The 11,350-nt window shown below is 41.7% G+C and carries 10 protein-coding genes and 2 pseudogenes; 4 read left to right on the top strand and 8 right to left on the bottom strand.

Translation table 11 applies throughout. The features are described 5' to 3' along the window. Nucleotides 1-231: 231 nt before the first annotated feature. Nucleotides 232-1,806, bottom strand: a complete 1,575-nt coding sequence (locus JCM21738_RS13045) for a peptide chain release factor 3 (protein WP_305066819.1) — start codon at nt 1,804-1,806, stop codon at nt 232-234. A 302-nt stretch (nt 1,807-2,108) separates the two neighbouring features. Between JCM21738_RS13045 and JCM21738_RS13040 the strand changes: the two genes are divergently transcribed. Further along, on the top strand, nt 2,109-2,978 hold the full coding sequence (locus JCM21738_RS13040) for a metal-dependent hydrolase (RefSeq protein WP_023615153.1): 870 nt from the start codon (nt 2,109-2,111) through the stop codon (nt 2,976-2,978). Nucleotides 2,979-3,033: 55 nt separating this feature from the next. Beyond that, nucleotides 3,034-3,198 carry a hypothetical protein gene (locus tag JCM21738_RS24405; protein WP_023615154.1) on the top strand — a complete coding sequence of 55 codons (165 nt, stop codon included), beginning with the start codon at nt 3,034-3,036 and terminating at the stop codon, nt 3,196-3,198. Nucleotides 3,199-3,220: 22 nt separating this feature from the next. On the opposite strand, the gene JCM21738_RS13035 is transcribed toward JCM21738_RS24405, so the two are convergent. The 5 genes and pseudogenes from JCM21738_RS13035 to treP all read right to left on the bottom strand — a co-directional run bounded on the left by JCM21738_RS13035 (nt 3,221) and on the right by treP (nt 8,805). Then, nucleotides 3,221-3,433 (bottom strand): hypothetical protein, encoded by a 213-nt coding sequence (locus tag JCM21738_RS13035; RefSeq protein ID WP_023615155.1) that lies wholly within the window; start codon nt 3,431-3,433, stop codon nt 3,221-3,223. 237 nt (nt 3,434-3,670) lie between these two features. Beyond that, nucleotides 3,671-4,696, bottom strand: a complete 1,026-nt coding sequence (locus JCM21738_RS13030) for a DHHA1 domain-containing protein (RefSeq protein ID WP_369385736.1) — start codon at nt 4,694-4,696, stop codon at nt 3,671-3,673. A gap of 299 nt (nt 4,697-4,995) precedes the next feature. Next, nucleotides 4,996-5,405: pseudogene (locus JCM21738_RS13025) on the bottom strand (YugN family protein). A 266-nt stretch (nt 5,406-5,671) separates the two neighbouring features. Continuing rightward, nucleotides 5,672-7,355: pseudogene (gene treC / locus JCM21738_RS13020) on the bottom strand (alpha,alpha-phosphotrehalase). Between the two features lie 43 nt (nt 7,356-7,398). Further along, nucleotides 7,399-8,805: a PTS system trehalose-specific EIIBC component gene (gene treP, locus JCM21738_RS13015; RefSeq protein ID WP_023615159.1), complete on the bottom strand. Its 1,407-nt coding sequence runs from the start codon at nt 8,803-8,805 to the stop codon at nt 7,399-7,401. Nucleotides 8,806-9,093: 288 nt separating this feature from the next. On the opposite strand from treP, the gene JCM21738_RS13010 reads away from it, so the two are divergent. After that, nucleotides 9,094-9,546, top strand: coding sequence for a YkvA family protein (locus JCM21738_RS13010; protein WP_023615160.1), 453 nt, complete (start codon nt 9,094-9,096; stop codon nt 9,544-9,546). Between the two features lie 188 nt (nt 9,547-9,734). Then, the gene (locus JCM21738_RS13005) at nt 9,735-9,971 is read left to right on the top strand and encodes a hypothetical protein (protein ID WP_148296120.1); all 237 of its coding nucleotides are present in this window, start codon (nt 9,735-9,737) and stop codon (nt 9,969-9,971) included. Nucleotides 9,972-10,261: 290 nt separating this feature from the next. Here the strand turns inward: JCM21738_RS13005 and JCM21738_RS13000 are convergent, their stop codons facing one another. Further along, complete coding sequence (locus JCM21738_RS13000) at nt 10,262-10,531, bottom strand: carbohydrate ABC transporter permease (protein WP_305066818.1); 270 nt, start codon at nt 10,529-10,531, stop codon at nt 10,262-10,264. Continuing rightward, on the bottom strand, nt 10,462-11,145 hold the full coding sequence (locus JCM21738_RS12995) for a carbohydrate ABC transporter permease (RefSeq protein ID WP_023615163.1): 684 nt from the start codon (nt 11,143-11,145) through the stop codon (nt 10,462-10,464). The genes JCM21738_RS13000 and JCM21738_RS12995 overlap by 70 nt, the downstream gene beginning before the upstream one ends. Nucleotides 11,146-11,350: the final 205 nt, after the last annotated feature.

The raw sequence follows: 11,350 nt of genomic DNA, 5'->3' as shown, positions 1-11,350 counted from the left end.
TCCAGTTTCTTTGTGCTGCTCATGGAGATTCTACTAATTTCTGCCGGCACTGAGTATGCAACTTTTATACTTGAACGCTTTTATGCATAAGTGATATAGAATAATATTAATATAGTATCTGATTTAGAAAATGTCAATAGTATGTACTGAATAATGTGAAATCTGTGCCGGGACAGCCCTGATTTTTCAGATATGAAAAGAGCCGGCATTCAACAATGCCGACTCCAGCTTCTATGAAGCATCCATAGGATTATAAAGTTTTACTTCAGGATTCTTGTCCTGGAACCACCTTAAGGCAAATTCATTCTCGAATAAGAATACTTTTTTGTCATAACGGTCAGTGACAAGCAGGCTCCTCGAGCTGGACAGGTTTTCATTTACATCGTCGCCTTCGATCCAGCGGGCAATCTTGGAACCCTGTCTTTCCATCAGAACCTCTACATTATATTCGTTGCGCATCCTTGCTTCGAATACTTCGAATTGGAGCTGTCCGACAGCACCAAGAAGGTACTCTTCCGTCTTCAATGTCTTGAATAGCTGGATGGCTCCTTCCTGGACAAGCTGCTGGATTCCTTTATGGAAATGCTTTTGCTTCATGACGTTCTTTGATGAAACCCTTACGAAAAGTTCCGGCGTGAACTGCGGAAGCTTTTCATACAGGAATCCTTCCTTGCCAGAAACAATTGTATCACCAATCTGGTATGTACCCGAGTCGTAAAGTCCGATAATGTCTCCTGCAACTGCTTCCTCAACCGTACTGCGATCATCAGCCATGAACTGGGTAGACTGCGCAAGCTTCATTGATTTCCCTGTACGGCTAAGCTGAACGGTCATTCCTCGCTCAAACTTACCTGAGCAAATGCGGAGGAAGGCAATTCTGTCGCGATGTGCCGGGTTCATGTTTGCCTGGATTTTAAAGACAAAACCGGAAAACTCCTCCGATTTCGGATCAATTTCCCCTGCAGTTGAATTCCTTGGCTGTGGTTCTGGCGCAAATTGCAGATAAGAATCGAGGAATGTTTGGACACCGAAAGTCGTCAGGGCACTCCCAAAAAATACAGGCGTCAATGTTCCATCGGCAATCCTTTCCTTGGAGAATTCATTTCCTGCTTCATTCAAAAGCATGATTTCCTCTAATGTCTGGTCATATAACGAAGACTCTTTTATGGAATGGTCTCCAGCTATTTCTCCTTCTTCATTCAATGGCACATAGCGTTTGTCCTCATCCACACGGAACTGTTCAATCCGGTTGTTGAATCGGTCATAAATCCCGAGGAACTCCTTGCCCATGCCAATCGGCCAATTCATTGGATAAGATTCAATTCCAAGAACCTCTTCCAATTCAGCCAACAGCTCAAGAGGGGCTTTCCCCTGGCGGTCGAGCTTGTTGATAAAAGTAAAAATCGGAATTCCTCTCATGCGGCAAACCTTGAAAAGCTTTAAAGTCTGGTCTTCGATACCCTTTGCAGAGTCTATGATCATCACGGCACTGTCGACCGCAGTTAACGTTCTGTAGGTATCTTCCGAGAAATCCTGATGGCCTGGTGTGTCAAGAATGTTTACCTTAAAGCCTTCATAATCAAATTGCATGACACTGGAGGTAACGGAGATTCCACGCTGCTTCTCGATTTCCATCCAGTCACTTGTCGCAAACTTTCCAGTCTTCTTCGCTTTGACAGTACCAGCATCACGGATTGCGCCGCCGAACAGCAATAGGTTTTCCGTAAGTGTCGTTTTTCCGGCATCCGGGTGGGAAATAATCGCAAATGTCCTTCTAGACTGTACTTCATCTTTTAATTTTTTCATCATTACATATTTCCTTTCTGTTTAAAGGCAAATTTCCTCATAGAGAAGCGTAAGCGCCTTGGTCAGCCCCGACAAGCGCTGGAGGGCCGACCAGTGAAGTCGTTCTTTGACTTCATTGGGCGGACCGAAACGTCTCGAGGGGCCAGGCGCTGGAGCTAGACAATTCTTGAGTTGAAAAATTTATTCTTTTTACTATAAATTTAATCTTATCTTTCTATAGTTAAGTTTGCAATCCTGCAAATACATATCAGAACTTTTAAATATTTTCTTTTACCGTTTATAATAACTTCAGGAGGTGCAGCATGGATTCAATTACGCATACACTTTTCGGTTTAGCCTTATATGGCGCCGTTGATAAAAAACATATGGAAAAATCTCAAAAGCGTGCTTATTTACTCACTGCGGTCGGCGCAAGCCAGATCCCCGACATCGATGTCATTTCACAACTATGGGATAATGAAGGTCTTTATCAGATGTGGCATCGAGGCATTACCCACTCGATTTTCCTGACGCCGTTATGGGCCGCTTTATTTATTTTACTATCATTCCTTCTATTTAGAGTGAAAGATGCAAAACTATTTTTCCTAGGCTGGCTTGCGGTAATCATCCATAATACAGCGGATTTATTCAACGCCTGGGGAACTGGCTACCTCGAACCATTTTCCAATATTAGAATCACATTCGGGACAATTCCCATCATTGATTTCGTTTTCTGGGTGATTCTCGGAACAGCATTTGTTGCGTCAAAGTTTAATAAGGTAAAAAGTCCATCCCACTTTAAACTTGCATGGGTCTTTATTGCTCTGCATGTCATTGTCCAAAGTGTCCAGGGCTGGGTACTCTATAATCAATATGAGGACGATTATGAACAGATTGCACTTTCTGCCGGCTTCATTCCATGGACATTTACGGTAATCGCCAAAAATGAAGGTGATGTTAACATTTATCAGGACAATCTATTCACGGACAGAAAGCTTCAATATGAACTTACATCCGCAGAGGATACAGATCTCAATGTTTTATTCTCTGAAAAACCTGAAGCTAAGACGCTGACTGAATGGTCACCATTTGTCGTGATCGTCAACGATGGAGATAGATTAGGAGTCTACGATCCACGCTTTTACCGAAACGGACAATCCTTCCTATTTGAATATATCGATAAAACTCAATAAGAAAGAAAAGCGAATGCGCCTTGGTCAGCCCCGACAAGCGCTGGAGGGCCGACCAGTGAAGTCGTTTTGTGACTTCATTGGGCGGACCGAAGCGACTCGAGGGGCTAGGCGCTGGAGCTGGACAAAAGAAAAGCGAATGCGCCTTGGTCAGCCCCGACAAGCGCTGACAATTATGTGTAGTAATTATCCATACAAGCAAAAAGAGCAGCCAAAGGTTTAATCTGGCTGCTCTTGCTTATTCGTTACATCTTCGTTGCTATATCATCCATCATTTCATCTATTGTGACAGTAACTTGATTCGTTTTCCTTGCTACAGCAATCGTGAATTCCAATAGCTCTTTATATTTTTCTATTGGAATCATAGTATTCGTCTTCTCGTATTCATTTACTTTAAGACCGAGATTTTGCAAGATCATGATTGCCTCTTCTACAGATCCTCTTTCAACTTCAAACATTCTGATTCCCCCCTATTTCTCTGGTTGAATTCCATTATGAGGGAGTTAAACCTATTTTTAAATGGTAAAACTTTCATTTATCCCCAATTAATCTGTAAAAATTAGGTTAAAAGGCGGTCCTTTTTTTACTATGCTTATTAATAGACATCAAATATCCAGTATTTCCGACGAAATCACCACTTAAGAACTAGGACTTTTTCCCTTGTAATAGTCTTAGTTTTTCATATTTCATACAAATTATTGGATAAATTCGGTAACCTTCTGGATAAATTCCTCACCTGAGGTCCATTTGCCCCCACCTTGTACAAGAGTATCGTTTCCTCCACCCTTGCCATCAATTATGGAAAGTGCCCTTTGTGATAATCCCCTCAAGTCGCCTTCTGTTTTCTTACCTTTTGCAAAAACGAATTGCAGCTTTTCCTCATTTTCAGACGCAAGCAAATATATCTTATCTTCAGCAATCGAAACGAGCAGCCTGGCCAGCTTTTGAAGTTCCTGAATGCTCCTGTTATGAAATACGCGACTGACCATATCATTTTTTCCTGATTCAATAATCTCGTTTGCTTCATATTTTAATACTTGATCCTTCAGTTCCTCAATTGTTTTTTCAAGTTCTTTCTTTTGAACAAGAAGTCTTTTTACCGAAGAACTCATATCTTGTTCTGGTGCATTGAGCAGGGTTATGAGCTCCTTGACGACCTCATGCTTTTGGCTCAGCTTGTTCAGCACCCTTTTGCCACATACAAATTCAACACGCACCATTTTCTTTTGCCTTTCCCATCCCAGGATTTTTAATGATCCGACTTCGGCAGTGCTGTTCGGATGTGTGCCGCCGCAGCCATTGCAGTCAAAGTCCGGTATAATGACAAGTCTTATATTATCCGAAACAGACAGCTCTTTCCTGAGCCTGTATTGCTTCGATACCTCTTCATTAACCCATTTAGTAATGATCGGGCGATTTTCAAGAATGACATGGTTAGCTAGCTCCTCTACCTTTGCAGCCTCATCTGCTGAAAGATTTTCAGTCTCCAAGTCAATTGTCAGTGTATCTTTACCCAGATGGAAACTGACCGTCTTATATCCATATAAATCCTCGAACGAAGCGGATAGAATATGCTGTCCAGCATGCTGCTGCATATGGTCAAATCGGCGATCCCAGTCAATCACTCCTTCAATGCCATTTTCTTCCTGTAATTCTTCTGTTATGTAATGGCGAATCTCACCGCTAACCTCTTCAACATCCACTACTTCAACGCCATTCAAGAACCCGGTATCGAAAGGCTGGCCACCGCCTGTCGGATAAAAGGCTGTCTGCGAAAGGATTGCGTAAATCCTCCCAGATTCGTCTTTTTTTTTGCGAAATCAGTCTGCAGAGAAGTTTTTCATGTATGCATCTTGATAATATAATTTATTTACCATGCAATCTTCACACTCCGAAATAAAACTTATGCTAACCAGTATAGCATTTTTTCCATAGTAGGTAGACGTATCAGTACATCGAAAATTTGGGCCAAATCTATATAAAAACAGCTTCCTGATACTGGGAAGCTGTTTTTGTTTTACTATAACGTTTCTAAGGCCTGCTCTGCCTTGCTGATCAGTGTCTTTCCTTCATCTACCAGTCCTTTAGGAAATGGAGCGTCCTTGTCTTCAGGTGATTTAAACTGGTCGAAAGATCCGGTCAATGCCCCGATATTCCCTTCCTCATCAACTTCTGTCTTGATTGATGATCCAGCAGGAATGGCGTCCCGATTTGGACAAATGTGCCATCATCATCCAATGGACCACCAGTCGACTTGAAGGGAATACGTACATACTGCCGGTCACCATGGTCGTCGTTCATCTTGTAATCAATATATGCATGGTCATATTCCCATTGACCATTGACATTGAAGCCAAGTGGCCCGAGCTTTTGCTTCAATTCACCCACAGTGAGCTCTTTTCCGTCTATATTAGATTGAATTGGAATCATAGTGCAACCCTCATTTCGTAATGGATTAGTATATTAACTTTTTCCACCGCGAATAGATCATCAAACCTCCAGCAGCACACTGATAAAAATATTAAAGGACTTCTAATCGACGAATTTAACGATAATCACTACGTTTAGCCGTATAATCATAACGAAATAAAACACAATCACAATGTTTCAAGCCTTAATCACTACTATATCGTTGATTATCACTACTTTTTACAAATATAGTAAAAAAGTGAAGACCCGAGGGCCTCCACTTTTTCTTATTTCGTTAATTGATAAACAATCGATTCATATGGGCGCAGCTTGATCACTGATATATCTTCAGAGGAATCCTCATAATTGGAAAGCAGGATTTTTGCTTGATAGCCCTCAGCTTCAACTGCATCAGGCAATTCAAAGACAGTGTCTTTTCCATAAAAATTATTGACGACTAGCAGTTTTTCATTCTTCCCGTTCCTAACATATGCAAATATGTCCGGATGCTCTTCTAAAATGAGCTGGTAATCGCCATAGGTGATGATATCATACTGTTTTCTCAGTTGAATCAACTTTTTATAGTGATAGAACAATGAATTTTCATCAGCGAGCGCATTTTCGACATTCACAGTTTGATAATTTCTAGCAACATCTATCCAAGGAGTGCCGCTTGTAAAACCTGCATGTTTCTCGGCATTCCACTGAACAGGTGTTCTTGAGTTATCTCTCGACTTACTTTGTAGTATCTTCAAGATTTCCTCTTTGGGCATGCTTCGTCCATTTTGATTTTATAAATATTCAAGGATTCAACATCACGATAATCCTCAATTCTTTCAAAATATGGATTGGTCATGCCAATCTCTTCACCCTGATAAATATAAGGTGTTCCCTGCATCATATGCACTGCAGTACCAAGCATTTTCGCCGATTCGCGGTGGTATTCACCATCATTGCCATACCGCGACACTACTCTTGGCTGGTCATGGTTACACCAGAACAGTGCGTTCCAGCCGCCGCCTTTATGCATTTCAACCTGCCACAAAGATAAAATCCGTTTAAGAGCAAGAAAATCAAAATCCACAAGAGTCCACTTGTCACCATTTTCATAGTCGACCTTTAAATGATGAAAGTTAAACGTCATGTTTAATTCGTTCCGCTCTGGATTCGAGTATTTGATACAATTTTCAATTGTAGTGGAAGACATCTCGCCTACCGTCATGCTGTCATACTTGGAAAGAACTTCACGATTCATTTCCTGTAAATACTCATGAATTTTCGGTCCATCCGTGTAAAATCTCCGGCCATCTCCCGGTGGTACTGTGCCATCATCATCAGGAAAATCCTGATCCTTTGAAATCAGGTTGATTACATCAAGCCTGAATCCGTCGACACCTTTCTTGAACCAATAATGCATCATCTCGTATACATCATTTCGGAGCTGTTCATTTTCCCAATTTAAATCAGCCTGGGTCACATCGAATAAATGAAGGTAATATTGTCCCGTAGCCTCATCAAATTCCCATGCATTACCGCCAAACTTGGATTCCCAATTAGTCGGTGCATTTCCGTCTTCCTTTGGGTCTTTCCAGATATAATAATTGCGGTAGCGGCTATCCTTGGATTTCAGGGCATCCTGGAACCACTCATGCTCAGTGGAAGAGTGGTTCACGACTAGGTCCATGATTATCTTGATGCCGAGCTCATGTGATTCTTCTAGCAGACGGTCGAAGTCTTCCATCGTCCCGTATTCTTCATAAATATGATAATAATCTCTAATATCGTAGCCATTATCCCGCTGCGGTGAATCATAAACCGGCGTCAGCAAATTACGTCCACTCCCAGTTCTTTCAAATAATCAAGCTTGGCGATAATCCCCGGCAGATCACCTGTTCCATTGCCAGTTGTATCATAAAAACTCTTTGGATAGATTTGATAGACAACCGACTTTTTCCACCATGGTTCAGTCATAATAAAACATCCACCTCCATCAGGATTCACTCTCTAGTTGTGATTACACTTCTTTTTTCTTTCTTGTTTTTGCCATAATGAATGTCAGTACGAATGGCACGACAAGCGCGATTCCCATCCCGATGAAGAAAACACCCCAAAACTCGGTGAAAATGGATAGGAAAGCCGGCAGGCCGCCAACACCAATGGATGGTGCCATTACCCCACGGAGGGTGATGACAATACCAGCAATTGCAGAACCAATAATCGCAGCGATAAACGGATATTTGTATCTAAGGTTTACTCCGAACATAGCCGGTTCAGTAATTCCAAGCCAAGCAGAAATGGCTGATGTCAGTGATAAACCTTTCAGTTTTTCATTGTCCTTCTCTGCAAACATCATTGCGAATGCTGCTGAACCTTGTGCGATATTGGATAAAGCGACCATTGGCCATAAGAATGTACCGCCGATTGTACCGATCAACTGCAGATCCACCGCTAAGAATGTATGGTGCATACCTGTGATAACGAGCGGTGCATAAAGGCCGCCATAGATTAATCCGCCAATAGCAGGCACTGCATCAAAAATTCCGACAACACCGTCAGTAATCAAGTTCCCAATTGCAAAAGTAATTGGTCCGATCAAGATAAAAGATAGGAAACCTGTTAACAATAAAGCTATTGGTGCTACGGTCAACAGCTGGAACGCATCTGGAATCCGCTTTCGTAAGAAAATTTCCATTTTCGCGAGGACATATGACGCCAACAATACCGGCAATACCTGACCTTGATAGCCTACTTTCTCAACTGTCAGTCCAAACAAATTCCATGTAGGAATTTCTTTTGCTGCCCCGTAACCCCATGCGTTCAACAAATCCGGATGCACAAGCATGAGTCCCAGAACAATACCAAGAAGTGGGCTTCCGCCAAATTTATTTACCGCACTCCATCCAATCAAACCTGGCAGGAATACGAAGGCTGTATTTGCAATTAAATTAATGATGCTGGCAAAATCGGCCCAGCCGGTATAAACGTCAATAAATGCCTGTCCTTCAAAGAAGATGTCCTTGCCAGTCAGGATATTATTGATCCCCATCAACAAACCAGCAGTAACAATCGCTGGAAGTATCGGAATGAAGATATCAGCCAGCGTCTTGATTGCCCTTTGAAGGGGATTCAAATTTTGGGCTGCAGCATCTTTTATTTCTTCTTTGGAAGCTTCCCCAATTCCGGTAAGCGCAACCATTTCTGCGTATACCTTGTCAACAAGTCCCTGTCCAATAACGACCTGGTATTGCCCATTTGCGGAAAAAGATCCTTTTACAAGATCAATATTCTCCAGTTTTTCCTTATCCACTTTTCCTTCATCCTTCAATGCAAAGCGCAGCCTTGTGACACAGTGGGTGGCAGCGGCAATGTTTTCTTTGCCTCCAACAGCTTCAACAATTTGTTCAACTGCTTGTCGATCCATAATTACTCTCCTCCTGTTACCGTTTTCATTAATTTTAAAAAAGATTTCTATTAATCTGAAACACTTGTATATACATGTTGTTTACGTTTCCATTTTACTTGTATATACATGAATAGTCAACTACTTTTAATCACCTTTTAAAATTCCCAAAACAACTGATTTCAAACAGCGATTTTGCTTGCGCTGGCTGCCAGGGTAAAAAGTTTCCAGATGCTAGAGATGTTTTGTTAAAAGCTGTGATAGGGTAAAAATAAGAGATAAGGAATTTTAGCAGGAAGGGTGTTTGGAATGTTAGGCACAAAGAAACTCGAAGAAGGGTATAGAAAGTTTGAATCCAAGGCAAAAGAGTATATAAAGAAACCTGATCAAAATGATGTTTTATTGAAGGATGCTGGCAAAAAGGCTGATGATCATAAAGGGTCACTTGCGGAAGTTTGGGACAACCTGCAGCTGCTGTTTGATTTAGTTGGAGCCTGGCGTCGAGGAGAATATCAAACAATCCCTACAAAATCCATAGTAACCATCATCGCTTCTATTATTTATTTCGTGTCTCCCATCGATTTGGTTCCCGATTTCCTCATCGGGCTCGGGCTCGTCGATGACGCGGCCGTAATCGGTTTTGTACTAAAACAAATCAGTGGGGACTTGGAAAGATTCCGCATTTGGAGGGAGAGTCATCCAGCAAGCAATACAATTATAGAAGAAATCCCCCTCGAAAAAGATACGCAAAGCCCGAATTAGCCCGATTTTTAACGGGCTTTTTTATTGGGAAAATTCGAGTACTTGTTCTAGTTCGAAAGTGGGCTTTTTGGGAATAAACACTTTGTCCTATTCTAATTCAATCTCCCTTTCCGTACCTTATTATAAATAGTAAATTTTTTACAAGGTTTACTATTACAATGGCTCTTTAAAAATAAGGGGGATGAATCATGCAAAAACTATTCATGTTGACTTTTGTATTATTGCTCGTTTTCTCTGGTTCTGTCATTGCCTCTTCTTCACAAAATCAAAGCAGAAGTGCCAGCCCCGTCCAGGATTATCAAAGTAAAACCGAAATTTATCCTGAAGGTTATCTATGCTGGCAATGTACTAAGTATGTTTATCATAATGGTTATAGAACCTGCGTATCAGGCGTGTGGCTCACAACCTGCCCAGTCATGAATTAAGCAGAACAAAAAGCGCAAGCGCCTTGTTCAGCCCCGACAAGCGCTGGAGGGCGACCAGTGAAGTCATTCTTTGACTTCATTGGGCGGACCGAAGCGACTTGAGGGGCTAGGCGCTGGAGCTAGATTAAGAATACTACATGTAGTTATCCACAACTAAATGAATTTTATAGTTTCCTAACCAACAAAAAAAAGGATGCTAGTCTCAGCATCCTTTTTTCTGTGTTCTTTTATCCTTTGGTGCCTGAAGAGAGGTTGGATCCTTCAATGAAATATTTCTGAAAGAAGAAAAACTACAAAATTATCGGCAATAGGACTGTCACGGACATTGCCATCAAGTAATGCCATTGTGTCTGGACCGTACCCTTAAAGGTCTGCAGACCAATCTGCAGCGTGTACTTGCTTTTATCATTGATATAAAGCAATGGGCCTAACAGGTCATTCCATGCACCGTTAAAAGAAAAAATCGCTACTGTAATCAATGCGGGCTTTGTCAAAGGGAGCATGATATGCCACCATATTTGGAGGTGGCCTGCACCATCAAGGACGGCAGCTTCGACCAGTTCATTCGGGGTGAAATCATTGGCTGCGTAATATGGTAAAACTTCTGCAAGGGTGAGGCCCCTTCAATATTAGCTGCTTCATACTTCTGAGGCGATACCCCTTGCATGATTGCCAGGTATAGAAGCATTCCGCCGCCTACACTCCACATTTTCATCATTAGCAATGCCGGCTTTGTCCATTCAGGATCAAACAGCAATGCCGGACCGTCAATCCCAATCCAGGCTAACATCGTGTTGACAAGCCCTGTTGATGGACTCAAAAGCTGCATCCAGAGAAAATATACTGCCACACCGGATAAAACAGCCGGCAGGTAATAGATTGTCCGGAAAAACTTCATTCCTTTGATTTTTTGATTCAACAGAACGGCTAGTAAAATAGCTCCCGCAGTCGTCAATGGAACCGAGAAAATCACGTAATAAATAGTATTAAAAAGAGAAGTGCGAAATAAATCATCCATCGTGAACATGCGTTTATAGTTTTCCAAATCAATTAAGTTCATCTTTGAAGTAATATTGTAATCTGTGAAACTTGCAGCCAGACTGAAGAGCAATGGACCTAAGGTCAAACCGAGAAACCCAATGATCCATGGTGAGATGAATAAATAGCCTGCCAAATTGTCTTTTGCTTTTCTGCTGAGACCCTTCGTTCGGGCTGCTTCGACAGGTTTACGGTTTCCCGTTACTTTAGACCCTGCATCTGTGTGTGCTAATGTACTATCCGGTGACTTCGTACGTTCCTAAACCCCCTTGTTGCTTCATAATACGCATTTGATTGATACTAAAAAAACACAAAATTTTTAAAAAGAGAAGGGCGTAAAC

The sequence above is a fragment of the Mesobacillus boroniphilus JCM 21738 genome, from assembly GCF_000517385.1.
GTDB classification, from domain to species: Bacteria; Bacillota; Bacilli; order Bacillales; family Cytobacillaceae; genus Mesobacillus; species Mesobacillus boroniphilus.
The sequence above is the reverse complement of the archived record's forward strand: the minus strand, read 5'-3'. Positions and strand labels throughout refer to the sequence as shown.

Excerpts from the sequence above, each read along its gene's own strand:
- JCM21738_RS13010 (WP_023615160.1), top strand. The coding sequence starts at position 9,094 with ATGTTAGGCACAAAGAAACTCGAAGAAGGGTATAGAAAGTTTGAATCC.
- JCM21738_RS13045 (WP_305066819.1), bottom strand. The coding sequence starts at position 1,806 with ATGAAAAAATTAAAAGATGAAGTACAGTCTAGAAGGACATTTGCGATT.
- JCM21738_RS13005 (WP_148296120.1), top strand. The coding sequence starts at position 9,735 with ATGCAAAAACTATTCATGTTGACTTTTGTATTATTGCTCGTTTTCTCT.
- JCM21738_RS13040 (WP_023615153.1), top strand. The coding sequence starts at position 2,109 with ATGGATTCAATTACGCATACACTTTTCGGTTTAGCCTTATATGGCGCC.
- treP (WP_023615159.1), bottom strand. The coding sequence starts at position 8,805 with ATGGATCGACAAGCAGTTGAACAAATTGTTGAAGCTGTTGGAGGCAAA.
- JCM21738_RS13035 (WP_023615155.1), bottom strand. The coding sequence starts at position 3,433 with ATGTTTGAAGTTGAAAGAGGATCTGTAGAAGAGGCAATCATGATCTTG.